Here is a 25,782-nt window from a genome sequence, read left to right as displayed (position 1 = left end):
ATTAAATCATTAATTCAGGTTAATAATTCATTTAAGTTTTTCGGCGATCTGGATTTAACTTGCGTCACGGGATGTTCGATTTTCGATAATCCGAAAAACGGCATGTGTTCCGTAATGGAAATTCGCTCAATTGCAGGCATGAAGAGGAAACCATGACGAATCTTTCTCGACGCAAGATGCTGGCGGGAACCGCCGGCGCCATTGCCGCCGCGGGTATCGCGGTATCGGCCAAGGCCGCCTCGTTCGGCAATCCGGACCGCCCGCCGGAAGGCGCGGTGAATGCGCGCAACCGCCAGAGCCTGACCGACCCGGGCCCGAAAAATCCGGCAATCGCAAACCAGTTTCCGTCTTTTCAGGATCCGCCGGCCACCGATATTAATGGCATGCCGTTATTCTGGGCGTCGTTCAATAATGCGCATAAGCGCATTCAAAATGGCGGATGGGCGCGCGAAGTCACGCAGGACGATTTCGCGATTTCCGAAACCATTTCAGGTGTCAACATGCGCCTCACGCGCGGCGGCATTCGCGAGATGCACTGGCACCAGCAGGCCGAGTGGGCCATCATGCTCGACGGCCGCTGCCGGATCACGGTGCTGGACGAGCTCGGGCGGCCATCGGTGCAGGACGTGAAAACCGGCGATCTCTGGTATTTCCCGCCCGGCCTGCCGCATTCGCTGCAGGGCCTCGGCACCGACGGCGCCGAATTCCTGCTTGCGTTCGATAACGGCCGCGCGTCCGAATTCAACACGCTGCTGTTGACCGACTGGATCGCGCACACGCCGCCCGACGTGCTCGCGCTCAACTTCGGCGTGCCGGCCGACGCATTCAGGAACATTCCGCTCGACAACCTGTGGATCTTCCAGGGCGACGAACCGGGTCCGCTCGCGCAAGCGCAGCGCGCGTCGGCGTCGTCGGCCGGGGCGCCGCCGCATCCGTTCATCTTCTCGCTCGGCGACATGAAGCCGGTCAGGAAGACCCGCGGCGGCGAAGTGCGGATCGCGGACAGCACGAACTTCAACGTGTCGACCACCGTCGCGGCGGCGCTCGTCACCGTGCATCCGGGCGGCATGCGCGAGCTGCACTGGCACCCGAACGCGGACGAATGGCAGTACTACCTGCAGGGCGACGCACGGATGACCGTATTCGACACGGGGCCGAAGGCGCAGACGGCCGACTTCCGCGCGGGCGACGTCGGCTACGTGAAGAAGAGCCTCGGGCACTACGTGCAGAACACCGGCAGCACCGACCTGGTGTTCCTCGAGATCTTCAAGACCGATCGCTATGCGGAAGTGTCGCTGTCCGACTGGCTTGCGCATACGCCGCCGCAGCTCGTCGAAGCGCACCTGAACCTCGCGCCGGACGTGATCGCGCAGTTTCCGCGCAACCGTCCCGACGTCGTGCCGCTGTAACGCCGCCGCCGTCGCGGCCGGCAGGCGGCACGCCGGCCGCGGCGCCCGAACTTCAGGAAGCCTTCCTCATTCGAACGGAACCTCACCATGATTCCCGTCACGAGCAAACCCGCCGGTGGCTTCGCGCTGCCGGGCCGGCCCACCGGGCATACCGACGGCGCCGCGCGCGCCGCGCTGGAAGGGCGCCGCACCGGCGTCGCCGCACTGCTGCCGTTCGTCGGTCCGGCCGTCATCGCGTCGATCGGCTACATGGATCCCGGCAACTTCGCGACCAACATCCAGGCCGGCGCCGCGTACGGCTACCGGCTGCTATGGGTCGTGCTGGCCGCGAACGCGATCGCGATGCTGTTCCAGGCGATGTCCGCGAAGCTCGGCATCGTGACCGGCCGCAATCTCGCGGAGCTGTGCCGCGACCGCTTTCCCGCGCCGGTCGTGTGGGGCATGTGGGTCGCGTCCGAGATCGCCGCGATGGCGACCGACCTCGCCGAATTCCTTGGCGGCGCGCTCGCATTCGGGCTGTTGTGCCACCTGTCGCTGTTCGCGGGGATGATCGCGACGGCGCTCGCGACCTGCGCGATCCTCGCGCTCGAAAAGCGCGGCTTCCGGCCGCTGGAGGCCGCGATCGCGGCGCTGGTCGGCGTGATCGGCGCGTGCTATCTCGGCGAACTGCTGATCGCGCCGCAGGACTGGCACGCGGCCGTGTTTCACCTGGTCGTTCCGCAGATTCCGGATCGCGCGGCGCTGACGATCGCGGTCGGGATCATCGGCGCGACGATCATGCCGCACACGCTGTATCTGCATTCGGGGCTCACGCAGGATCGCACCGCGCCGCACGACGAGGCGGAGCGGCGGCGGCTCGTGCGTTTCTCGAACCGCGAGGTCGTCGTCGCGCTCGGGCTGGCCGGGTTCGTGAATCTCGCGATGGTGATGATGGCGTCGTCGGCGTTTCACGCGAGCGCGCCGGGCATGACCGACATCGGCGACGCGTATCACACGCTGATCCCGGTGCTCGGGCCGGCGGCCGGCGCGCTGTTTCTCGTCGCGCTGCTGACGTCGGGCGTGTCGAGTTCGGTGGTCGGCACGATGGCCGGGCAGGTCGTGATGCAGGGCTTCATCCACCGCCGCGTGCCGGTCTGGGTGCGGCGCGCGGTGACGGTCGCGCCCGCGTTCGCGGTGGTCGCGCTCGGCTGCGACGTCACGCGCGCGATGGTCGCGAGCCAGGTCGTGCTGAGTTTCGTGCTGCCGCTGCCGATGATCGCGCTGCTGATGCTGTCGGCGCGCGCGGACGTGATGGGCGCTTACGCGATGCGGTTGCCGCTGCGGATCGTCGCCGGGGCGGCGACGGTCGTGATCGTCGGGTTGAATGCGTACCTGGTGTGGGCGGCCTTCAACTGAACGGCAGCGGCCGGCGCCTACTGCTGCATGTCCGGCGCTTCGCGAAGCCGCCAGATCACGTTGCACTGCTGGCCGCCGAGGCTCGTCGAGCGCAGCGTGATGACGGTGCCGGCCACGATCCGATACCAGAAATGCGCCATCAGCTCGGTGCCTTTGCGCTGGGGCTGCCCGTCGACCAGCACTTCGCACAGCAGCGGCGACGGCGAGCCGGACGGATGCGTGACGTAGACGTTCAGCCGCGCGATGTCGCGGGTCGCGGTGAACACGGCTTCGTGGTTTCCGCTGCCGATCAGCATCGTGCCGCCCGGTTCGTCGATCGCCTGCAGGTAGGCGCCGGCGCTTTCCTCGATTGCCGCGGCCGCGACGGTCAGCCCGGCCGAGCGCAGGTAGTCGGCCGCCGCGATGCGTGCGGCCACCGCGTCGGATTGCACCGGCGTGCCGTCCGACAGCGCGAACGGCACGCCGTCGCGCAGCGCGGCGTCGGTGTGGTTCGCGTAGTAGCGCCACCGGTCGAGGAAGCGGATATCGCCGGTCATGTGCAGCGCGCGGATCGGCTCGCCGTGATACCGGAGCGTCGTCGTGCCGTCGCTTGCGTCGAACGCCTCGTGAATGCCGTACTTGCTGACGAAGTTCTGGACCGGATCGAGCAGCGCCGTTTCGCCTTGCGCGCTCCACAGGTGCAGGAACGTCGTATCGATCCCGAAGCATTCCTGGAAGTCGGTGCCGATGTGGGCGATGCAGTCGCGCAGATGGCTGGCGTAGCGCGCCCACGCGTCGGCGGTCCCGGCCACGAGCCCGGCCTGCAGTGCGCCGCCGTGGCGCGCGCGGACTTTGTCGACGACGAGACGCCAATGAGCGTCGCGCCGCTCGCCGATCAGCGGCGTGACGACGAACGTGCAGAACAGCGGGTCGGGGCACGCGTGGATCCGGTCGTCGCCGATCTGCGAGAACAGGTCGAACTCCGCCGCGCAGAACCAGATGTCGGCGTCGTACAGCGCGAGCTTGCGGATCTGCGGGTTGCGGGCGCAATACTCGGCGGCCTCGATGAAGCGGCCGACCGGCAGCGCATATGCGCCAGATGCTTCGATCACGTCGACCGACTGGCTCGCCAGGATCAGCCGCTTGCGTTCGGAGAGCTCGTAGCCGATCACCGCGATCCGGCCGTCGAAGCCGGTGTGCCGCAGCGACAGCAGGAACGGGACGAGCATTTCGTACCATGCGCGGTTGTTGTCGTTGATGGCCACGCAGACCGCGTGCTCGCTCGAATGCATGTGTTTTCCCCGGTGGGCCTGCCCGGCTCAGTAGCCGACGTGGCGCTCGCAGACGACCGCGCCGCAGCCGCGGCTGTCGTGATACGTAATATGAAACTGCTTGTTGTCCCACAGCCATTGGAACACGGCTTGGTACACGCCGGCCGTGGTCATGTCGTGCAGCACGATCTTCTTGCGTGCCAGCGGGCCGAAGCGGTTCAGTTCGGCGAGCGTCTGCTCGTACGTGTGCGTGGTGTCGATGAACAGCAGGTCGGATGCCAGCGGCTCCATCGCGAGATCGTCGGCGATCCTGAATTCGAAGTCGACCGACAGGTCTTGCGCGGCCTGCTCCAGTTCGCGCCGGATGTGGAAGTGCTCGTCGGAGATGTCGACCGACACGAGGCGCTTCGGTTGCGCGAGCATGAAGGCCGTCGTGGTCAGCCCGGTAAACACGCCGAGCTCGAGGATGGTGTCGCAGCCGATCGCCGTTTCCGTATAGAAGTCGAAGCGGGAAGGGCTGTCGCCGAGCCAGCCGATCGGTTCGATCTTGTACTGCAGGAATTCCATTCTCAGTTGTTGTAGCGTGCGCATCCGTTTTTCCTTCGCGAAGCGAATTCGGTGGTGGGTGCCATCGCCGGGACCAGCCGGCCCCCGCGGCGCCGGCCATTGTAGATCGCCGGCCGCCGCACTGCCTAGCGCCGACGCGGCGGCTTGCGGCGGCTTGCGGCGATTACCCGCGCGCCGGCATGGTCGGCCGCGCGGGCAGCCCCGATTACTTCGCGAGCGTGCGGTATGACACGAGATCGTTGATCGGCCCGATTTCCGGCCCGGTCACGCCGGGGCGCGTCGCGACCTGCACGACCTTCTCGAACATGATGATGAACGGCGAATTCGCGAGCACGGCCTTCTGCAGCGCTTCGTAGCGCTGTGCGCGTTTCGCGGGCGACGGCTCGACGAGTGCGGCCTCGGTGTCCTTCGTCAGTTGCGGAATGTCCCAGCTGTTGCGCCACGCGAGCATCTTCGTCGGCGACTGGTCGGAGTTGTCGGGATTCCACGCGAAGCCGCGCGCGTTGCTGTTCGGGTCCATGTAGTCGGGCGACCATTCGCCGATGAAGATGTCGTGCTGGCGCGCGCGATACTTGCCGATCGCCTGCTTCGCATCGCCCGGAATCAGCTTCACGCGGATGCCGCCCTGCGCGAAGTTCGCCTGCAGCGCCTGCGCGATCTCGAGGTACGGATAGTCGTTCGGCATGTCCATCGTCACGTCGAAGCCGTTCGGCAAGCCGGCCTTGGCGAGCAGCGCCTTCGCCTTTGCGACGTCCTGCTTGTACGGCCGCGCGTTCGACGCGCCGAGGAAGCCTTCGGGCAGGAAGGTCTGATGCACCTTGTAGGTCGTGCTGACGATGTTGCGCTGGATGCCGTCGTAGTCCACGAGCCATTTCATCGCCTGCTGCACCTCGGGTTTCGCGAGGTTCGGGTTCTTCGTGTTCAGGCTCAGGTACAACAGCGCGGACACCGGCCACGACGCGACCTTGATCTTGCCGGCCTTCGTCAGCGCGGCGAGGCTGTCGGGGCTCAGGTTGCGTGCGGCGTCGGCGTCGCCGTTCTCCAGCAGCAGCCGTTGCGCGGACGCTTCGGGCACGTGACGCAGCACGACGCGCTTCATCGGGTACGGCGTGCGGTACTTGTCGAAACGCTGCAGCACGATGGTCTCGTTGGGCGTCCACTTGACGAGCTGGTACGGGCCCGAGCCCGCGTCGTTGGTCCGGAGCCAGCCGCTGCCGAAATCGTTGCCCTGCTGGTGCGACAGCAGCAGCTTCCTGTCGAAGACCGAGGCCGGGCACGCGCTCAGCACGTTGAGCACGAAGCTCGGCGCGTACTTGCGGTCGGTTTCGAGCACGACGGTCTGCGGATCGACCACGCGCACCTTCTGCATCACGTTCGCCTTCGTGAGACCGAGATCGGCGAGCACGCCGGCCGGCCCCTTGTCGAGCAGGATGGTGCGCTGCAGCGACCACGCGACGTCGTCGGCGGTCACCGGGTTGCCGGAATGGAACGTGAGGCCGGGGCGCAGCTTGAACGTGTAGGTCACGCCGTCGGCGCCGACCGTCCACGATTGGGCGATCTGCCCGTCGAAGCGCGTCGGGTCCTTCAGGTCGACCCGCACCAGGCGTTCGTAGGTGTTCGCGACGTACTCGGACGGCACCAGCTCGTAGATCCCGCTCGGGTCGAGGGTCGTGAATTCGCCGAGCTGCGTGGCGACGACGAAGATGCCGGGCGGCGTGGCCGCCTGTGCCGGCCATGCCGGAACAAGCGCGACGAGCGCGGCGCTGACGAACAGCCGGGACAGCAGGTGCTTCATGCGGGCTCCGTTGAAAGGAAATCGTGGCTGCGATTCTCTCATCGACGGCCGCCCGGATGAAAATATTCGGCGTGCGCGCCGGCGGGCTGGCGCGCGGGAGCGAGCCGGGCGGACGCCCGGCATCGGCGGGTTCGGATCAGATCGCGCAGCGCGCGATCGCGAAGCGCATCGCTTCCTCGGCCGGCTCGTTGCCCGAGCCGCGCACGACCTTGATGACCGAGCCGTTGCCCGACGGTGTCAGCGTGACGAAGTACGAGTTCGAGCCGACGGAGATGTCGGTCACGCCGTTGTGCTGCGATTGCTCGGTGCCCGACAGGCGGCTGTCGAGGCAGTTGGCGATCGCGTAGGCCGGGCGTTGCGACGACACGTAGATCATCGGCGCTGCGCCGGAGGAAGCGGCCGAGTCGGGCGAGGGTGCGGAACCGCAGGCGGCGAGCAGGGCGGCGGGAAGGAGCAGCAGGAATCGTTTCATGGTCGGTCGTCGGGTGTCTCGTATCGAGGCTGGGGCGCGGGGTAGGCGAAACGCGAAGCTTCGCGACGAAACCGCCCGGAATCGGGCCGTTCTTGACGGTCGATACGGCGGGCGGCTGACGTCGGAGTATACCCGCAGCGTCTGACACGATCGGGGCGTTGAAACGATTCGATACAACAAGCACCCGCCGCCGGGCGGCGGCAGCGGGCGTTCAGGCGATGGCGACTGGGCGCTTGCCGGCGTTACTGGCCGATCTTGTTGCTGACCGCATTTTCCTGCTGGTTCAGCACGTGCTGTTCGCTCTTCGTAATGTGGCTGTGGTCCTGCGCAGCCATGTCCCGCTCTTCCTGGCGGATCTTGCGGTCGTCACGGTGCAGGCGCGCGGCCTGGGCGTGCGACATCTCGCCGTCCTTCACTTCGTGATGGATCCGGCGATTCTGGTTTGCGAGGCGCTGGTTGACCTCTTCGCGGCGCGGATGCGCCTGTTGCCACGGCGTGTCGGCGAACGCGGTGCCGGTCAGCACCGACATCAGGGTGGCGGCAATCGCGAGATGGCGGGTGAGGGCTCGCATGGTGTTTTCTCCTGTCGTTGTGCGTCCGGATCGTGGGCGCTTGTCCAAAAAACGCGGAGGGGGCCCCTGCTGTTGACGTTTCTGCCTGTATCGATTGCAAGTCTTTGTTACGTCGGGGCGTTGCGGCGCGGGCCCCGCGCGTGCCGCGCGAGGCCCGGCCGTCGCGCATGCGGATCAATGCGCGCCGGCCGCCGCTGCGTCGGCGTCGCCGCCGCCCGAGCGCGTGGGTTTCGTGATCCAGATCAGCGGAATGATCGCGATGAAGATGATCGCCGACACGTAGAAGATGTCGTTCAGCCCCATCACGGCCGCTTGCGAATCGACCGATGCGTTGAAGAACGCGAGCGCCGAATCGGGGCCCAGGTGCAGCAGCGAACGCGTCGTGTCGACGTGTTGCGCGAAGGTCGGGTTGGTGACGCTCGCCTGTTCGGTGAGCCGCACGTGATGCAGGATCGTGCGGTCGTTCCACGCGTTGCTGATCAGCGACGTGCCCACCGCGCCGCAGAACGTGCGGCCGAAGTTCGACAGGCCGGCGGCGGCGGGGATCTTTTCCGGCGGCAACCCGGACAGGATGATCGACGTCAGCGGCACGAAGAACATCGCCATCGGGATGCCCTGCAGCAGCGTCGGCAGCACGAGATCCCAGCGCGACACGTCGGTGTAGAAGGTCGTGCGCATCATGAAGACCACGGCGAAGCCGACGAACGCGAGCGTCGCGATGTAGCGTGGGTCGGTGCGCGGCAGCAGGCGCCCCATGACCGGCGTGAGCAGGATCGCGAACAGCCCGAGCGGCGCGGTGGCGAGCCCCGAGTCGACCGCGCGGTAGCCGAGATAGCCCTGCATCCACTGCGGCAGCAATACGAGCGTGCCGAAGAACATCCCGTACGCGACCGAGATCGCGATCGTGCCGCCCGCGAAATTGCGCTGCGTGAAGAGCCGCAGATCGACGATCGGGTTGGCTTCGTAGAGCTCCCACACGAGGAAGAACGCGAAGCCGATCAGCGCGACGATGCCAAGCGCGACGACGACGGGCGAGTTGAACCAGTCGAGATCCTTGCCCTTGTCGAGCATGATCTGCAGCGATGCGACCCACAGCACGAGCAGCAACAGGCCGACCGTATCGATCGGCATGCGTTTCGTGGCCGATTCGCGGTCGCGGAACACGATCCACGTGACGGCGGCCGCGAAGAAGCCGACCGGGATGTTGATGTAGAAGATCCACGACCAGTTGTAGTCGTACGTGATCCAGCCGCCGAGCGACGGCCCCGCGATCGGGCCGACGAGCGCCGTCATCGACCACAGCGCCAGCGCGCTCGACGATTTCTGACGCGGCCACGCGCCGAGCAGCAGCGCCTGCGACAGCGGCGCGAGCGGCCCGGCGACCGCGCCCTGCAGGATCCGTGCGGCGAGCAGCGTCGGCAGGTTCGGCGCGATCCCGCACAGCCACGACGCGAACACGAACAGCAGGATCGACGTGACGAACAGGCGTACCTGGCCGAAGCGCTGCGTGAGCCAGCCGGTCAACGGAATCGACACCGCGTTCGCCGCCGCGAAGATCGTGATCACCCACGTGCCTTCGTCGACCGACACGCCGAGGTCGCCCGAGATCGTCGGAATGGCGACGTTCGCGATCGACGAGTCGAGCACGTTCATGAACATCGCGAGCGATACCGCGATCGTGCCGATCGCGAGGCGGCCGCCCGATAGCGGGGCCGAAGATGACGGAGTGGACATGGGTTGCCTGCGTAAGGGGCGTAACGGATGCGGCCCGTTGCGGCGGGCACGCACCGCCGCGCGCGGCCGCGCATGCGCGCGAACGCGGCGCAGGCGCGGCTGCTGAACGGAAGGGGGCACGGCGCGCGCAGCGCAGCCCGGTAGATGGGGCCGATGCGTGCGACGCGCTGCTCGATCGGATGCACGAAGCCGTGGCGGGCTTCGGGAGGCGGGATGCGGCCGGTCAGGAAGGCGGGACGCGCGTGACGCGCCTGCGGGCAGCGCTCAGGCGGCTGCCGTCGCGTGTGGAATGATTTTGCATCGCGACAGGCTAACGATGTGGCGAGCCGCCATCAACACGGGCCGGCTCATCAATCGATTTCGCTTGCCGCAACAATCGGTGTGCGAACCGTGCCGGTTACGGCGCGGTGCGCCATGCGGTGAACACGTCCGCCAGGAAATCGACGAACGCGCGCACCTTGCTGTCGAGGGTCGCGCGCCGGGGGTACAGCACGTGCAGCTCGACGTCGTCGGTCCGGTGCCAGTCGGGCAGCACGATTTCGAGTTCGTTCCGCTCGAGCCGGCGGGCCGTGTAGTGCGTCGAGACCAGCGCGATGCCGCCGCCGCCCGCGGCCTGGCGCAGCACCGTCACCGATTCGTTGGTGATCAGCACCGGCCGCACCGGCACGTCGGCCACGTCGCCGGCCGCATTGGTGAGCCGCAGCGTCAGGCCGGGCGCGTCGCGGCCGACGAGCAGCAGGTCGTGCCGCGCGAGATCCTGCGGCGTGGCGGGCCGGCCGGCGCGGTCGAGATAGGCCGGGCTCGCGGCAAGCTTCGCCTGCGACCAGCCGAGCGAGCGCGCAATGTAGCTGGAATCGGTCAGCACCCCCGCGCGCAGCGCCACGTCGAAGCCGTGCTCGACGAGATCGAGCGGGTTGTTGTCGTAGATCAGCACGAGCTGGACCAGCGGGTAGCGCCGGCGAAACTCGGCGAGCGCCGGCTCCAGTTCGAACAGGCCGATCGAGTAGGGCACCAGCACGCGCAGCATGCCCTCCGGCGCCGTGCGCAGCGCGCGGGCCTGACGGTCGGCGTCGAGCAGGATGTCCTCGGCGCGCAGGCAGCGCTCGTAGTAGTCGCGTCCGGCCTCGGTGACGGAGACGCGGCGCGTGGTCCGGTACAGCAGCTGGACGCCGAGATCGTCCTCGAGCTGCTTGACCTTGCGGCTCACGCGGCTGAGCGGCATGTCGAGGTGCGTGGCGGCGGCGGTGAAATTGCCGCGCTCGACCACGCGCAGGAATATCCGGATGCTTTCGAAGTCCATACGGGGTGCGTCAGTGTTCGACCTGCGCGCATCTTACCTTCGCCGGCCGAATCGCTCCGTGCGGCGGCGATTATCCTGCCCGGAGCAATAACGCATCCTGTCCGCGCCTCTTAGTGGCGGCGGCGTGCCCCCGTATGCTCGCCGCATGAAATTCGCCTTGCCCCATTTGCCGCCGCTCGCGGCCGTGCGCACCGCGCTGCGCGACGCCCGGCCCGCGCTGCTGCCCGGCGCCCTCGGCTTCGCATTGCGCAATACGGCCGCGTCGCTGCTCGCGCTCTACATCGCCTTCCGGATGAATCTCGACGACCCGAAATGGGCTGCGTCGACGGTGTGGATCGTCGCGCAGGGTAGCCGCGGAATGGGTTTGTCGAAGAGCCAGTACCGGATTCTCGGCACCGCGATCGGCGCGGCCGTCGCGCTCGTGCTGACCGGCGCGTTCGCGCAGACGCCCGAGCTGTTCCTGCCCGCGCTCGCCGCGTGGATCGGCCTGTGTGCGGGCGTCGCGACCTTCCTGCGCAATTTCCGCGCGTATGCGGCGGTGCTCGCGGGCTATACGGCGGCCATCATCGCGATGGACGCCGTAGCCGCGCCGCTGCACGCATTCGACATCGCGACCGCGCGCTTTCTGTACGTGGTGGTGGGCATCCTGTGCGGCGCGGCGTTCGAGACGGTGTTCGCGCCCGGTTCGCCGCTGGCCGACGTCCGCACGCGGCTCGCGCGCTATCTCGACCGCGCAGTGGCCGTCGGCGCGGGCGCGCTGCGCCGCGAGCCGAACGGCGCGGCCGTGCACCGGCTGTTCGCGGACGCGCTCGAACTCGACACGGCGGCCGAGTATGCGGCTGCCGGCGCGCCGCCGGTGCGCAACGCGATCGGCCATCTGCGCGCGGCGGTGGTGGGCGTGCTGTCCGCGCAGGCCGCGGGGCAAGCGCTGCACGAGCATGCGGCGCGCAGCGGCGGCACGCCGGACCCGCTGGTCGCCGATGCCGCGCAGGTGCTCGACGGGGTGGCCGCGTCGGGCGAAGCAGGCGCCGAGTTGACCGCATTGCGTGCGCACGTGGACGCCGCGGTGCGCGCCGAGGCCGCCGAGCCGGCCGGCTCGGACCCGTCGCGCCTGCTCACGCTCGACCGGTTGGCGGCGCTGCTTGCCGGTTTCGACGCCGCCTTCGCGGGCAAGGCGCAGTTGGACCAGCCGAATCCGCCGGCATCGCGCGTGCGCTATGCGTTCCACCACGATCCGGTGCTCGCTTGGCACAACGGGATTCGCGCGTTCATTGCGGTGCTGGTCGCCTCGGCGCTCTGGATCGTGACCGCGTGGCCGTCGGGCGCCGGGTTCGTCGCGATCACGGGCGTGGTCTGCGCACTGTTCTCGACGCGCCCGAACTCGGTGGGCGCCACCGTCGGCTTCCTGAAAGGGGCGGCCTGTGCGGCGGTCGCGGGCGCCCTCTGCAATTTCGTGCTGCTGCCGGCGGTGTCGGGCTTCGAGATGCTCGCCTACATCCTCGGCGTGTTCATGATCGGCACGGGCATCGCGATGCGCAATCCGCGCACGGCCGGCATCGGCAGCGGCTTCTCGATCTTCTTCTGGAATTTCACGTCGCCGGACAATACGGCGCGCATCGGCGACGCCGCGTTTCTCAATTCGGCGCTCGCCACGCTGCTTGGCATCGCGTTCGGGGCACTCGTGTTTGCGCTCGTGTTTCCCGGCGATCCCGGCACGAGCCGGCGGCGCCTCCATCGCGCGGTGCGCGACGACCTGGCGCGCATTGCGCGCAATCCGCGGGCGTGGCGGGCGAGTGCGTGGCTGAGCCGCACGGCCGACCGTCTCGGGCGTGAACTCGGCTTCGCGGGCCGTCTGCCACCCACGCTCATCGAGCGCGACCTGCGCGATCTGCTTGCGGCCTGGACGATCGGCAACAGCCTGTTGGCGCTGGCAGAACTGGCGGCACGCGAGCCGGTGGCGCGCCGTGCGGTCGCGTTGGTGCAGGCTCGGGTAGGGTGCGCGGATTTCGCGCGGCTGGCGCGGGCCGGCAACGCGGCAGCCCGTGCGCTGCTGCGGCGTGTGACGGAGGTCGACAGCGACGACGGCCGCGCGCTGCTGCGCGGTGCGGTGTTGCTCAGCACGATCGCCGAGACGGCGGCCGCGCACGAGGGCTTCCTGCGAGGCCGCCAGGAATGATGGAGCGCCCGGCGTGCGTCAGCTGAGGCGATAGGCCTTGCAGGGCGTCACTTCCGCCGGCAGCGGCTCGCGGTTCAGTTCGAGCAGCGTGCGCTCGATCTGCCGCGCAATTATGTTGAGTCTGGCCGCAACCGCTTGTCCTGCAAGGCGAGGGCGTTACCGGTGCGTGTGTATACCGTCAGAAATACAGTCGCCTGGTCGTTATTGTGGCGAGACTGCGATGGAGGCCACAGGACGCTTCACAAGATGCAAGGTGTCTTGCTTCACTCGGTCTGCACCGAGGGCGATGACTACTCCCGTCGCTCACCGTTTTGGCTCCCACATATATCCAGCTTTCGTCAACCGGGTAACCCAGGCACCGCGTTTTCCGTGCTCTGCCATCAGTCGTACAAGCCGACGTCGAAATGTCGCCTCGCGTTTGATTCCTGCATAAGCTTCGGCAAGCTCCTGGAGCGCCCGGAAAGCTTGGTCGTAGGACGATCCTGAACCGCGTTGGAGCTTTGAATCGATGGCGGACCAGGCGCTGTCTTCGTCTTCAAGAAGTGACGTAAGGTAGCGTGAGCGCTCTGCTTTTCGTCGCGCCTCAGCGGCTTTGCAGGCTTCGCGTTCCCGTTGTTCGCGAACGCCACGATGAAAGCTGGCCCGGGCCGCAATTTCACTTACACATCGGGGTTCTGGGTGTACGACGCGATTGGGCACCCGCGCTTGCTCCCACGCGAGGAACCTGCGCCGAAGAGTACGTTCGGCTTCCTGGCTTCGTCCTTCGAGCAGCATGCGCAGCGCTGTGCGCATTTCATCTTCCGTCAACTCGAGCAGCCAAGGATCGAACCGGTCAGCGTCCTTGGATCCGGCAGCCAGTGAAGAGCTCGTTTCTGCCGCGGCGGCGAGCCAGTCCGGATCGAGCATCAGGAATTCAGCGAGGGCGTTCTGCGCAGGCGTCAGTGTCTTGAGTTCGTTCGGCAATGGCGGTTCACGATCATCGTCGCGCAACTCGCCATTACCTATCCGCGCTAGCCAGCCGAGATAAAGCGGGCGTGTATCGCCTCGGAGCAGTTCATCGCGGATGGGTAGCAGCCGAGCCATCCACCCTGCGCCGTCAGCTTCTTCCGAGAAGCGAAGGTATTCTCCAGAGTCGTCGTTGAACCACCAGTCGAGGAGACACTGTTCGCCTGTGTCGACGGCATTGAACGCCTTCGCAAATTGCGACCGTGCCGTGCGCCCCTTGCGACCAGTGTAATCGAGCAGCGACCGAGCATCGAATATTGCCCGCGGCAGTCGCAACAGAAGGCGGCAGCTCCCCCAGTTGGCGGAATAGACATGAGCGTCGAAGTAGCGTTCTACCCAGTCGAGCGGATCGCCTTTGAGGTCACCCCAGTGATATTCATTGACGAAGCTCGAGGCCGTGATCGTCGCGCGCGTGGAGCGGCTTCGCAACTCAGCCTGTTGTTGCCCGGTAAGCGGTCGGTCGACTGCGGCAAATTCGTAGTATTGGTATTCGCTCACGTTTCAATCTTCATTTCGGGGGCGGCAGTTGCCGCGCCAGATTGTGGCTTGCTGAACTTTCCTGCCTTTGATCGGCCACTACAGAAGCCGATGAGTCGGGCTGGGGTGCTCTACCCTATATCCCATTGCCCGATAACCTGCCTGGCGCTTGTCCCACATCCGAAGCAAGCCCGGATGCCCTGTGTCGACGAAGTCGAGGATACGAACATTGGCTTTTGTTGCGTGCTCGCGGTGCAGTCTTCCAGCGTATTGCTGAAGCGTACCTTTCCATGAGATGGGCATTGCGAGGACGAGTGTATCAAGCGGGGGATGGTCGAAGCCTTCGCCCACAAGCTTGCCGGTCGCCAGAATCACTCGCGGGGCATCTGCGGGCAACGCTTCGAGTTCGGCGATTACGAGACTTCGTTGTTTCTTCGACATACGCCCATGCAGCGTGAAAATTTTTTCCACTCTTCCAGTCAGGGCTGCTTCAATGGCTGTGACGTGTTCGGTACGCTCGGTCAGAACAAGAATCTTGCGCCCGACGGCTAGCGCATTGATTACATCGTTGCCGATAACCGCTGTACGTTGCGGGTCGGTAGCGACATGGCGGAACACATCTTGAATGGCTGCTTCGGCGGGCAGATCAATCGTAGCTGACTGGATCCGCGGGATGACTTCAAGGTCGTGTGGGGCCGTTGCCGGTCGTGATGCTGTATGGCGGATCGGCCCGCACTGCATGAATATGATCGGATGCTGACCGTCTCGCCGGATTGGGGGCGCGGTTAGTCCGGGTACATACTTTGCTCTGGCCTGCTTCATCAATGCCTCGAATGAGACGGCTGAAAGATGGTGGCATTCGTCCACGATCACATGCCCGTACTGCCCGATAAACGCGCCCGGGTCCTCCTGGCGCGAAAGCGACTGCATAACGGCGATATCGATTTGCCCGCCAGGCTTCGCCTTGCCACCACCAATCGTGCCGACAAAGCTTTTGCCTACACCAAGAAAAACCTGCAGCCGCTCCTGCCATTGCCTGAGGAGTTCGGTGCGGTGTACAAGGACCAGCGTGCTGACGCCGCGTTCCGCGATCAGGGCTGCTGCTGTCACCGTTTTGCCGAATGCCGTTGGAGCACATAGCACCCCGGCATCGTGTCGAAGCATCGCCGTGACAGCCTCTTCCTGATCGGCTCGCAACCTGCCTGAAAAAGCGACATCAATTGGTTTGCCTGAAAACCGCTCGTCGTGAAGTTCACACCGAATTCTGTTGTCACGAAGCAACTTGCTGGCCGCGTCGAGACATCCACGCGGTAACGCGATGTGCTTAGGGTGGTTTTCCGCACAACCGATAATTCGTGGTTTGTCCCAGACAGGAAAACGCATGGCCTGGGCCTTAAAAAATTCGGGATTCGGAAAGGCAGCAAGGCGGATCAGCCGGTTTAGCAAAGGTTGGGGGACGCATGCTTTCTCGAAATAGACGAGATTGGCTGCGATGACAGAGAGCGAAGCTGGCATCGGACCTGGCAGTGTGTCTTGCTGGCTCTTGCGCACTTTCCACGGTTCCGCCTGTTCCTCCTCGGTAATGAAGGTTACGTCGAGAGGATGTGTACCGCTCGTAGCATCCATGATGGCCTGCTCGACAGAGTCAGTCGCCATCGGCTGGATCGACGCCAGGTAGGCCCACTGGTCCATGTAGGGTTGGAAGTTCTCGTCGACGAAAACACTGCAACCCTGCTCGCGCGGCGTCTTTTGCAGAGGAAGTGCAATCAGATTGCCGAAGCCCCCCCTCGGCATCGTGTCTTGATTAGGGAAGAGGCGGTCGTAGGATGCCAGCTTCAGTTGTCGGGTTCGTGCGCATGTGCGGCTGATGATCGCGGTGCCTAGGCGTCGCGCATCCCGTGCAGGTACGGCTGACCGGAAGAAAATCCAGACGTGCGCGCCATTGCCGGATCGTGAGATTTCCAGCGCGGCCGGTACGCCTAGTTCGGCGCATGACAACCTGAAAGCCAGGGAATCTTCCCGCCAGTCGGCGTCATCGAAGTCGACGGCAAGAAAATGGCAGGTATCGTCAGCCAGCAAGGGGTAGGCGCCAATCGTGTGCCTACCAGCAAGGTGGTCATAGATGATCTGGTCGGACAACGGTATCAGGAGGCGGTGGCCGCAGTCAGAGCATTTGATCCGCGGTTTCTCACAAATACCCGGTCTCCACTCGTTGGCACAAGCGGGTGAGTAGCCTGATTTGCCAGCCTTGCTTTGCCATCTAACCGGATAAACGTCGGTACGACCCTGAAACAGCCGGCGAAACAAAGCGACTTTCTCGTCGGTGCTAAGGCGGGACGCCTCGGACTGCGGGGCTACTGGCTCGGCCAACGACCGTTTGAAGTCAATGCCGTGCGCTTCGAGCACGGCGCGCAGTCGCCCATTTTCGGCGCGCAAACGCTCCAGTTCGCCAGGCTCGGGTGTCATGTCGGCGTTGCGAATGGGATAGCCACCTTTCTGTCCCTGAACACCAACTGTGGTGGAGCGGTTCAATCCTTGTCCTTCGAGCGATTGCTATATAATGTGGATTATATAGTGAGGAGGGCGCCATGCTTACATTCAAGGTCACAACGGTCGGGGCTTCGGCTGGCTTCATTCTTACCAAGGAGGCTATGGCACGGCTCAAGGTGCAGAAGGGCGATACCGTGTATTTGACCGAGGCGCCAGAAGGCGGCTATCGGATCACGCCGTACAACCCCGATTTTGAACGCCAGATGAAGCTGGCGGAAGAGATCATGCACGATGACCGCGATATTCTGCGGGCGCTGGCCAAATGACCGCGTGGCGCTGGGTGCGCGCGGATCTGACTTATGCCGTCCATGATCGCCAGCTTGCCGAGCACGGGGGGCTCGATGGTGTGCGCGACAAAGGAGCGGTGGAGTCGGCACTGGCACGGCCGCAGAATCTCGATGTTTATGCGGGGGCGGACGCGGCGGCGCTCGCCGCTGCATATGCCTATGGGCTTGCGCGAAATCATGGCTTTGCGGACGGCAACAAGAGAACCGCTTGGGTGGTTGCGCGCCTTTTCCTGGCAGACAACGGATATCGGCTGAAGTTTGATCCGACCGACGCCGTTAAGACCATGGAAATGGTTGCTGCCGGCGCGCTCGACGAAGCTGCGCTGGCGGAGTGGTTCCGGCAGCGGATCGCCGAGTAAGTCGGCGGCGGGCGATTAAACTCGAAACTCGCGCTGGTTTAGCCAGTTACGGGCGGCCCATGAGTGATGCCGATGACGGCATCCTTTCGGTGTACCGCGCAATCGCGTCGAGTGCGAGATGGTTCGGCCCGTCGCCGAACGGCTCGGCGATCGCATGTGCGATTGCGTCGAGCGCGATCAGCGTATAGGCGACGAACACGGTGACGAACGGCGTCGCCGCGCCGATCGAGTCGACGAGGCCGAACGGCAGCAGTACGCAGTACGCGTAGATGGTCCGGTGCAGCAGCACGTCGTATGAAAACGGGATCGGCGTCGACGCGATCCGTTCGCAGCCGCTCACCATCGATACCAGATCGTCGAGACGCGCGTCGAGCATCCACAGCCGCGTGCCGGAGAGGTGGCCCGCATTGGCGCGTGCGGCGAACGCTTCGCGCAGTGCGTGCACGATGACGACCGGGCGAAAGCGCGACGCGGCGATGCGCGCGTAGGCAGCATCGTCGAGCAGCCCGCGCAGGTCCGCGGCCGGATCGGTGCCGCGCAGTTGATGCTTGAGCGCATAGACGTACGCGACGACCGTCCGCACGAAGGCGCGCCGCGATGCATCGTCACGGTCGATCGCACCGTAGCAGAGCGCCTGCGACACCAGCGTGCGCGAGGCGGTCAGCACGCCGCCCCACAGTTGCCGGCCTTCGCGGTAGCGTTCGTAGCTCGCGTTGTTGCGAAACCCCGCGAAGATCGCGAGCGTGAGGCCGATCAGCGTGAACGGCGTCGGGTTCAGCGGCACCTTCTCGCCGAGCACGCGGCCGCCGCCCCATACCGCGACGAGGCTGATCGCGAGCGTCAGCACGAGCTGCGGCAGGATGGTCGGCAGCACCGAGCCGTTCCAGACGAGCAGCATCCGCAGCCAGTGCTCGCGCGGACGAACGATCATCGCCGCGCTCCGTCAGGCGGCGATCGACGCCGGCGCGGCCGCGCGATGCAGCAGCACCGGAATCGACTTCGACGTCGGCGTGTTGCATACGTCGCCGACGCTGTCGAGCGGCACGAGCGGGTTCGTTTCCGGGTAGTACGCGCCGATGCAGCCGCGCGGGATGTCGTATTCGACGAGCAGGAAGCCGTCCGCGCGCCGCTCGATGCCGTCGTGCCACACGGTTTCCATGTCGACCCATTCGCCGGCCTTCAGGCCGAGCATCGCGAGGTCGTCGCGGTTCGCGAACACCACGCGGCGCTGGCCGAACACGCCGCGATAGCGGTCGTCGAGCCCGTAGACGGTCGTGTTGTACTGGTCGTGCGAGCGCGTCGTCATCAGCGTCATCAGCCGTTCGCCGTGCAGTGCGCGGGCGCGCTGGATCGGCGTGTCGGCCGGCAGTGCGTGCGCGATGAAGTTCGCCTTGCCCGTCGGCGTGAGCCATTCGCGGTCGCGCGACGCCACCCGCAGGTGGAAGCCGCCCGGCCGCGCGATGCGCGTGTTGTAGTCGTAGAAGCCGTCGAGCGTCGCCTCGATCGCGTCGCGGATCTTCGCGTAGTCGTCCTTGTAGGCCAGCCAGTCGATCTTGCCGCTGCCGAACAACGCGTGGCCCATGTGCGCGACGATCGCGGGCTCCGACATCAGGTTCGGCGACGCCGGCTTGTTCATCCCGTATGACACGTGGACCATGCTCATCGAATCCTCGACCGTCACGCCTTGCGCGACGTTGTCCTGCAGGTCGATCTCGGTGCGGCCGAGCGTCGGGAGGATCAGCGCGTCGCGGCCGTGGATCAGGTGGCTGCGGTTCAGCTTCGTCGTGATGTGCACGGAGAGGTCGCAGCGGCGCATGCCTTCCCACGTGCGCGGCGTGTCGGGCGTCGCCATCGCGAAGTTGCCGCCGAGGCCGATCAGGACCTTCACGTGGCCTGCGAGCATCCCTTCGATCGTCTCGACGACGTCATAGCCATGATGGCGCGGCGGCTCGAAGTCGAACACGCGGCCGAGCCGGTCGAGGAACGCCTGCGACGGCTTTTCCTCGATGCCGACCGTGCGGTTGCCCTGCACGTTCGAGTGGCCGCGCACCGGGCACAGGCCGGCGCCGGGGCGGCCGATGTTGCCGCGCATCAGCATCAGGTTCGTCAGCATCTGCACGGTCGCGACCGAATGCTTGTGCTGCGTGATGCCCATGCCCCATGTCGCGATCACGCGCTCGCTGCGTGCATAGAGTTGCGCGAGGCTGTCGATCTGTTCGTACGGCACGCCGCTTTCGGCCGTCAGCGCGGACCAGCTTTCGTTGCGCAGGTCGTCGGCGAACGCGTCGAAGCCGGCCGTATGCTCGCCGATGAACGCGGTGTCGAGCACACGCGGTGCACCGGCGGCGCGCGCGGCGTCGTCGAGTTCGAGCACGCGCTTCGCCATCCCCTTGATCAGCGCGAAATCGCCGCCGATCGTCGGCTGGATGAACGTCGACGCGATCTTCGTGCCCGACATCGTCAGCATCTCGAGCGGGCTTTGCGGATCGGCGAAGCGTTCGAGGCCGCGTTCCTTCAGCGGGTTGATCGACACGATCGTTGCGCCGCGCTTTGCGCACTCGCGCAGTTCGCCCATCATCCGCGGGTGGTTGGTGGCCGGGTTCTGGCCGAAGATCAGCAGCGTGTCCGCCTGTTCGAAATCGTCGAGCGTGACGGTGCCCTTGCCGACGCCGACCGACGCAGGCAGCCCGCGGCTCGTCGCCTCGTGGCACATGTTCGAGCAGTCGGGGAAGTTGTTCGTGCCGTACAGCCGCACGAGCAGCTGGTACAGGAACGCTGCTTCGTTGCTGGCGCGCCCGGACGTGTAGAACGCGGCCTGGTTCGGGTCGGGCAGCGCGCGCAGGTGGCGCGCGATCAGCGCGAACGCGTCGTCCCACGCGATCGGCACGTAGCGGTCGGTCTGCGCGTCGTACACCATCGGGTCGGTGAGCCGGCCGTGCTGCTCGAGTTCGAAGTCCGACTGTTCGAGCAGCTCGGTGACCGTGTGCGCGGCGAAGAATTCGGGCGTCACGCGCTTGCTCGTCGCTTCGGCGGCGACCGCCTTCACGCCGTTTTCGCAGAATTCGAACGTCGACGCGTGCTGGCGGTCGGGCCATGCGCAGCCCGGGCAGTCGAAGCCGTCCGGCTGGTTCTGGCGCAGCAGCGTACGGTAGTTGCCGCCTGCGACCTTTTCCTTGATCAGGTTGATCGTGACGGCTTTCAGCGCGCCCCAGCCGGCGGCCGGGTGGGTGTACGGTTCGATGCGCGCGGTGGCGGATTTCTTTTTCATGATGCGGGTGTCGGGGTCGATGGCTGCAGAGTACGCGCGGCCCCCGTCCGGCTGTGTGTACACCTGTTCACTTCAAAAAAGAGTACAGTTGCGGCCATTCAGGCAGTGCGGATCGCAACTGTGTTGTTGAAGGGGAGCTGAAAGGAAGGCGCATGAAGCGTTACGAACAACTGGCCGACGATCTCCAGGCGCAGATCGAGCGCGGCGTGTACCGGCCCGGCGAGCGGATTCCGTCGGTGCGGCAGGCGAGCCGGCAGCAGCAGCTCAGCGTCACGACCGTGCTGCGCGCGTACCTCGTGCTGGAAAGCCGCGGCCTGATCGAGAGCCGGCCACAATCGGGCTATTTCGTCCGCGCGCGCGCAGCGGCGCCGGCCGAGGCCGAACTGCACATGTCGGCGCCGGCCGCCGAGCCGTCGGCCGTGGACGTGAGCCGTCTCGTGCTGTCGACGCTGCGCTCGATCGCGCGCGACGACGCGGTGCCGCTCGGCTCGCCGTATCCCGATGCGTCGCAGTTTCCGGTGCAGCGTCTCGCGCGCTATGCGCAGACGATCGGCCGCCGCCGCACGCGCTGGGGCGTGATCGACGATCTGCCGCCCGGCAACCAGGAGCTGATCCGGCAGATCGCGCGTCGTTATGCGGAGCGCGGGATCGCGGTCGAACCCGGCGAGATCGTCGTGACGATCGGCGCGACCGAGGCGATCAACCTGTGCCTGCAGGCCGTCGCGAAGCCGGGCGACACGATCGCCGTCGAATCGCCGACGTTCTACGCGATGCTGCACGCGATCGAGCGGATGGGCATGCGCGCGCTGGAAGTCGCGACGCATCCGGGCGACGGCATCGATCTCGACGCGCTCGAACGAATCCTCGAGCGCGAGCGCATCGCCGCGTGCATGGTGATGCCGAATTTCCAGAATCCGCTCGGTTTCCAGATGCCCGACACGCGCAAGCGCGCGCTCGTCGAACTGCTGGCGAAGCACGGCGTGCCGGCGATCGAGAGCGATGTCTATCACGAGCTGTACTTCGGCGACACGACGCCGAGCGCGCTGAAGTCGTTCGACCGCGACGGGCTCGTGCTGCATTGCGCGTCGTTCTCGAAGAGCCTGTCGCCGCGCTACCGGATCGGTTGGGCGATGCCGGGCCGCTATCGCGACCAGGTCGAGAAGCTGAAATTCCTGAACACGCTGGCCACGCCCGCGATCGAGCAGCTCGCGATCGCCGAGTACCTGAAACACGACGGCTACGATTTCCACCTGCGGCGCATGCGCAAGCAGTACGCGCAGCAGGCGAGCCTGATGAGCGCGATGGTGCGGCGTTTCTTTCCGGAGGGCACGCGGCTGTCGCAGCCGCAGGGCGGGTACGTGCTGTGGGTCGAGCTGCCGCCGCAGGTCGATGCGATGAAGCTGTATGCGCTGGCCCTCGCGCAGCGGATCACGGTCGGCCCCGGGCACATGTTCTCGGCGGGCACCGATTACCGGCATTTCATCCGGCTCAACTACAGTTATCCGTGGTCGCGGCAGATCGAGGACGCGTTGAAGGTGCTCGGGCGGCTCGCGTCGGAGTGCGCGGCGCGCTGAGGGCAGGGGGCCGCGCGGCAAGCGGCGGCCGACGACCGGCCGCCGTCGCGTGCATCAACCCGCGTGCGGCGCGGGCAGCCCCGCTTGCGCGGCGCCGGCCATCTGCCGCATGTCGAAGCCCGACGGGTGCTGGTACACGCGCAGTCCGAACTCGGGCAGCACGGCGATCAGGTGATCGAACAGGTCGGCCTGGATGGCCTCATAGTCGACCCACGTCGTCGTGTCGGTGAAGCAGTACAGTTCGAGCGGAATGCCTTCGGCGGTGAGCGGCAGTTGCCGCGCCATGCAGGTCATGTCGCGGCGGATGCGCGGATGGCCTTTCAGGTAGTTCGCGACATACGCGCGGAACGTGCCGAGGTTCGTCAACTGGCGGCGGTTCGCCGCACAGTCGCCGGCCGCGCCGAGCGTGCCGTTCCATTGCTCGATCGCGTCGACCTTGTCCTCGAGATAGTCCTTCAGCAGCGTCAGGCGTTCGAGCCGCTCGATCTCGGCGTTGGAGAGAAAGCGCACGCTCGTCGCGTCGACGAACAGCGCGCGCTTGATGCGGCGTCCGCCCGCTTCGGTCATCCCGCGCCAGTTCTGGTAGCTCTCGGTGATCAGCTTCCAGGTGGGCACGGTGATGATCGTGTGATCGAAGTTCGCGACCTTGACGGTGTTCAGCGTGATGTCGATCACGGTGCCGTCCGCGCCGGCCGACGGCATCGTGATCCAGTCGCCGATCCGCAGCATGTCGTTCGACGACAGCTGCACGCCTGCGACGAGGCCGAGCAGCGTGTCCTTGAAGATCAGCATCAGCACCGCGGACATCGCGCCGATGCCGGACAGCAGCAGGCCGATCTGCTTGCCGGTCGCGTCGCCGATCACGACCAGCGCGGCGGTGATGAACATCACGAGCTTGACGAGCTGCATCGCGCCTTTCAGCGACAGGCGCGGCTGGTCGCGATGGTGCGTGCGATGCGTGTGTTCGAGCGCGGACAGCGTCGCGCTGATCGTCATCGTCACGAGGAACACGAGCAGCGCGAACAGCGCTTTGTCGGCGACCTGGGCGGCCCTGTCGGGAATGCCGGGCACCGCGCCGAGCCCGAGCTTGATCACGACGAACGGGACGATGCGGTTCAGCCACTTGAACGCGCCGAATTCGAACAGCGCGTCGTCGACGCGCGTGGCGGAAAGCCGTGCGAGCCGCGCGACCACGCGGAACAGCAGGAAATGGACGACGGCGGTGATCGCGCCGGCGGCGGCGAGCAGGATGAGGATGCCGACGAGCGGCGCAAACCAGGATTCGTTCAGGGTCATAGGGGCGAACAGGGGCCTTCTTGTGCGTTGAATCGGCGCCGCGGCGCGGCGCGCGCCCGGTGAAGGGCACATGAAAGGGACCGTGATTGTGCCATCGGGTTCCAGGCAGGTGGCCGTGGATGCCGGGTGCGCGGCTCCCGAACCTCCTCACCATTGCGCAGGTCTCCTCTGTAATCGGGTGACGGCGGGGGATGGAAGCGCATCACCGCAAGCCGCCGCACGTGCGTGTGGCGGCTTGTGTTGCGCACTGGCCGGGGCGCGGCCGGGCCCCGCTGCGGCGGGCCTTCGCGCTTCGATGCGCGAAAACGGCGATCCATGCAATCATGCGGACGTCGCATGGATCGTCGGTGCGCCGTTCGTCGCTGCATGCGGCCCGCCGCCGACGGTGAGCGACACGCACCTCCTTCGCGCACTTGCCATGCGATGCCTGTCCGGGGCACGATGCGCGAACGACTTTGCGAACCACGTCACCCCGTATTCACGCATTCCACGCATGCAAGATTCCAACGAAAGCCGCCCGTCGGGCGTGCGGCTGCTGAAAGGCATCCTCCCGATCCGCGGCGGCGGGGCCCTCCGCGACATATTCGCGGGCCTTTCGCTCGCGTCGATGGACATCCCGCAGGTGCTCGGGTATGCGCGCATCGCCGGCATGCCGGCCGTCACGGGCCTCTACACGGTGTTCCTGCCGCTCGTCGCGTTCGCGTGCTTCGGCGCGTCGCGCCATCTCGTGGTCGCCGCCGACTCCGCGACCGCGACGATCTTCGCGAGCCGGCTGTCGTCGATGGCGCCGGCCGGCAGCGCCGAGTATGTGGCGCTGGCCGGCATGGTCGCGCTACTGACCGCCGCGATGCTGCTGCTCGCGCGCATCTTCAAGCTCGGTTTTCTCGCCGATTTCCTGTCGCGCACGGTGCTGGTCGGCTTTCTCGCCGGCGTCGGCGTGCAGGTGTCGATCGCGATGCTCGGCGACATGCTCGGGCTGGCCGTGCCGTACCCGGCGTCGCGCAGCCTGGCGCAGCTCTTCTACGTCGTCACGCATCTCGTCCACGCGAACCGGCCGACGTTCGCGCTCGCGGCGCTCGTCGTCGTCGCGATTCTCGTGTGCAAGCGGTTTCTGCCGCGCGTGCCGATGCCGATGATCGCGGTCGCGGGCAGCATCGCGGCAAGCGCCGCGTTCGGATTCGCCGCACACGGCATCGCGGTGCTCGGGCCGGTCGCGGGCGGGCTGCCGCCGCTGCGCTGGCCGTCCGTCACGTGGCAGCAGTTCCTCGATCTCGTGCCGGTCGCCGCGTCGTGTTTCGTGATGATCATTGCGCAGAGTGCGGCCGCCGCGCGCGTGTTCGCGCAGCAGTATGACGAGGAGGTCGACACCAACGCCGACATCCTCGGCCTGGCGGCCGCCAACGCGGCTGCGGCGGTGGGCGGCGCGTTCGTCGTCAACGGCAGCCCGACCCAGACGGCGATGGCCGACGGCGCGGGCGTGCGCAGCCAGATCGGGCATCTCGCGTTCGCGGCCGTGGTGGCGGTGGTCCTGCTGTTCTTCAGCACGTATCTGCAGTACCTGCCGCATGCGGTGCTGGCCGGCATCGTGTTCACGATCGCGCTCGGGCTGATCAACCTGCGCAGCCTCGCCGCGATCCGCAAGGAAAGCCCCGGCGAATTCACGCTCGCGCTGGTGACGGCCGTGGCCGTCGTGACGGTCGGCGTCGAGCACGGCATCCTGCTGGCCGTCGCGCTGTCGCTGATGCGGCACGTGCGCCACAGCTACCAGCCGCACACGATGGTGCTCGAACCGGTCGAAGGCAACGGACGGTGGCAGCCGGTGCCTGCAAGGCACGGCGCGATGACGGCGCCGGGGCTGATCGTCTACCGGTTCGGCTCCGACCTGTTCTTCGCGAATGATCATCTGTTTTCTGCCGAAGTGACCGATCTCGTCGATGCGGCGCCGGTGCCGACGCGCTGGTTCGTCGTCGATGCGGGCGCGATCACCGACATCGACTATTCGGCCGCGCGGACGCTGGCCGACCTCGTCAGGATGCTGCACGCACGCGGGATCGGCGTGCTGTTCGGGCGGGTCAGCCGCTATCTGCGCGCGGACATGGATCGTCACCGGATCACGGAGATCGTCGGCGCGTCGTGCATCTTCCCGACACTGCATCAGGCACTGGAGGCCGCCGGTACGACGGTGGCGCCGCAGGAGCCGGGCGTCGTCTAACGGGAGCCGGCGCTACGCGGCGGCCCGCAAGCGCGCGAAGCCGTTGCGCAGGTGGCGGGCGGGTTCCGTCGCGGCCGGCGTGCG

General features: G+C 66.4%; 18 protein-coding genes and 1 pseudogene. 7 read left to right on the top strand and 12 right to left on the bottom strand.

What is annotated here, in order from left to right:
* The first annotated feature begins 152 nt into the window (after nucleotides 1-152).
* Together HWX36_RS20315 and HWX36_RS20310 are read left to right on the top strand one after the other, a co-directional pair.
* Complete coding sequence (locus HWX36_RS20315; protein WP_175954047.1) at nucleotides 153-1,409, top strand: oxalate decarboxylase family bicupin; 1,257 nt, start codon at nucleotides 153-155, stop codon at nucleotides 1,407-1,409.
* Between the two features lie 87 nt (nucleotides 1,410-1,496).
* A complete protein-coding gene (locus tag HWX36_RS20310; RefSeq protein WP_175954045.1) occupies nucleotides 1,497-2,804 on the top strand; it encodes an Nramp family divalent metal transporter in 1,308 nt (435 codons plus the stop codon).
* A 17-nt stretch (nucleotides 2,805-2,821) separates the two neighbouring features.
* Here HWX36_RS20310 and HWX36_RS20305 read toward each other — a convergent pair whose 3' ends face one another.
* From HWX36_RS20305 to HWX36_RS20275, 7 genes are all read right to left on the bottom strand, one after another.
* A complete protein-coding gene (locus HWX36_RS20305) occupies nucleotides 2,822-4,075 on the bottom strand; it encodes a hypothetical protein (RefSeq protein WP_175954043.1) in 1,254 nt (417 codons plus the stop codon).
* Between the two features lie 27 nt (nucleotides 4,076-4,102).
* Entirely contained in the window at nucleotides 4,103-4,645 is a 543-nt protein-coding gene (locus HWX36_RS20300; RefSeq protein WP_175954041.1) for a class I SAM-dependent methyltransferase, read from the bottom strand.
* A gap of 181 nt (nucleotides 4,646-4,826) precedes the next feature.
* Nucleotides 4,827-6,416, bottom strand: coding sequence for an ABC transporter substrate-binding protein (locus tag HWX36_RS20295; protein WP_175954039.1), 1,590 nt, complete (start codon nucleotides 6,414-6,416; stop codon nucleotides 4,827-4,829).
* A gap of 136 nt (nucleotides 6,417-6,552) precedes the next feature.
* A complete protein-coding gene (locus HWX36_RS20290) occupies nucleotides 6,553-6,888 on the bottom strand; it encodes a sugar ABC transporter ATPase (protein WP_175954038.1) in 336 nt (111 codons plus the stop codon).
* 242 nt (nucleotides 6,889-7,130) lie between these two features.
* Nucleotides 7,131-7,460 (bottom strand): hypothetical protein, encoded by a 330-nt coding sequence (locus HWX36_RS20285; protein WP_175954036.1) that lies wholly within the window; start codon nucleotides 7,458-7,460, stop codon nucleotides 7,131-7,133.
* A 174-nt stretch (nucleotides 7,461-7,634) separates the two neighbouring features.
* Nucleotides 7,635-9,194 carry a DHA2 family efflux MFS transporter permease subunit gene (locus tag HWX36_RS20280; RefSeq protein ID WP_175954034.1) on the bottom strand — a complete coding sequence of 520 codons (1,560 nt, stop codon included), beginning with the start codon at nucleotides 9,192-9,194 and terminating at the stop codon, nucleotides 7,635-7,637.
* 397 nt (nucleotides 9,195-9,591) lie between these two features.
* The gene (locus HWX36_RS20275) at nucleotides 9,592-10,494 is read right to left on the bottom strand and encodes a LysR family transcriptional regulator (RefSeq protein ID WP_175954031.1); all 903 of its coding nucleotides are present in this window, start codon (nucleotides 10,492-10,494) and stop codon (nucleotides 9,592-9,594) included.
* 145 nt (nucleotides 10,495-10,639) lie between these two features.
* Here HWX36_RS20275 and HWX36_RS20270 point away from each other — a divergent pair, with 145 nt between their 5' ends.
* Nucleotides 10,640-12,670 (top strand): FUSC family protein, encoded by a 2,031-nt coding sequence (locus HWX36_RS20270; RefSeq protein ID WP_175954028.1) that lies wholly within the window; start codon nucleotides 10,640-10,642, stop codon nucleotides 12,668-12,670.
* A gap of 303 nt (nucleotides 12,671-12,973) precedes the next feature.
* Here HWX36_RS20270 and HWX36_RS20265 read toward each other — a convergent pair whose 3' ends face one another.
* The gene (locus HWX36_RS20265) at nucleotides 12,974-14,173 is read right to left on the bottom strand and encodes a hypothetical protein (RefSeq protein WP_244136469.1); all 1,200 of its coding nucleotides are present in this window, start codon (nucleotides 14,171-14,173) and stop codon (nucleotides 12,974-12,976) included.
* Between the two features lie 78 nt (nucleotides 14,174-14,251).
* Complete coding sequence (locus tag HWX36_RS20260; RefSeq protein ID WP_347879223.1) at nucleotides 14,252-16,684, bottom strand: DEAD/DEAH box helicase family protein; 2,433 nt, start codon at nucleotides 16,682-16,684, stop codon at nucleotides 14,252-14,254.
* A gap of 56 nt (nucleotides 16,685-16,740) precedes the next feature.
* Between HWX36_RS20260 and HWX36_RS20255 the strand changes: the two genes are divergently transcribed.
* Together HWX36_RS20255 and HWX36_RS20250 are read left to right on the top strand one after the other, a co-directional pair.
* A complete protein-coding gene (locus HWX36_RS20255; protein ID WP_009889671.1) occupies nucleotides 16,741-16,968 on the top strand; it encodes a transcriptional regulator in 228 nt (75 codons plus the stop codon).
* Nucleotides 16,965-17,348, top strand: a complete 384-nt coding sequence (locus HWX36_RS20250) for a type II toxin-antitoxin system death-on-curing family toxin (protein WP_124463763.1) — start codon at nucleotides 16,965-16,967, stop codon at nucleotides 17,346-17,348. The genes HWX36_RS20255 and HWX36_RS20250 overlap by 4 nt, the downstream gene beginning before the upstream one ends.
* A gap of 94 nt (nucleotides 17,349-17,442) precedes the next feature.
* Here HWX36_RS20250 and HWX36_RS20245 read toward each other — a convergent pair.
* Nucleotides 17,443-18,279: pseudogene (locus tag HWX36_RS20245) on the bottom strand (bestrophin family ion channel); the annotation flags it as partial.
* A gap of 12 nt (nucleotides 18,280-18,291) precedes the next feature.
* Nucleotides 18,292-20,616 (bottom strand): FdhF/YdeP family oxidoreductase, encoded by a 2,325-nt coding sequence (locus tag HWX36_RS20240; RefSeq protein WP_175954024.1) that lies wholly within the window; start codon nucleotides 20,614-20,616, stop codon nucleotides 18,292-18,294.
* Between the two features lie 152 nt (nucleotides 20,617-20,768).
* Here HWX36_RS20240 and HWX36_RS20235 point away from each other — a divergent pair, with 152 nt between their 5' ends.
* Nucleotides 20,769-22,190 (top strand): PLP-dependent aminotransferase family protein, encoded by a 1,422-nt coding sequence (locus HWX36_RS20235; protein WP_175954022.1) that lies wholly within the window; start codon nucleotides 20,769-20,771, stop codon nucleotides 22,188-22,190.
* 54 nt (nucleotides 22,191-22,244) lie between these two features.
* Here the strand turns inward: HWX36_RS20235 and HWX36_RS20230 are convergent, their stop codons facing one another.
* Nucleotides 22,245-23,486, bottom strand: coding sequence for a mechanosensitive ion channel family protein (locus tag HWX36_RS20230; protein WP_175954019.1), 1,242 nt, complete (start codon nucleotides 23,484-23,486; stop codon nucleotides 22,245-22,247).
* A 493-nt stretch (nucleotides 23,487-23,979) separates the two neighbouring features.
* Here HWX36_RS20230 and HWX36_RS20225 point away from each other — a divergent pair, with 493 nt between their 5' ends.
* The gene (locus tag HWX36_RS20225; RefSeq protein WP_175954017.1) at nucleotides 23,980-25,698 is read left to right on the top strand and encodes a SulP family inorganic anion transporter; all 1,719 of its coding nucleotides are present in this window, start codon (nucleotides 23,980-23,982) and stop codon (nucleotides 25,696-25,698) included.
* The last annotated feature ends 84 nt before the right edge of the window (nucleotides 25,699-25,782 follow it).

It is taken from the genome of Burkholderia sp. BCC0405, from assembly GCF_902833075.1.
GTDB lineage: Bacteria > Pseudomonadota > Gammaproteobacteria > Burkholderiales > Burkholderiaceae > Burkholderia.
This window is presented reverse-complemented; position numbering and strand designations above follow the sequence as displayed.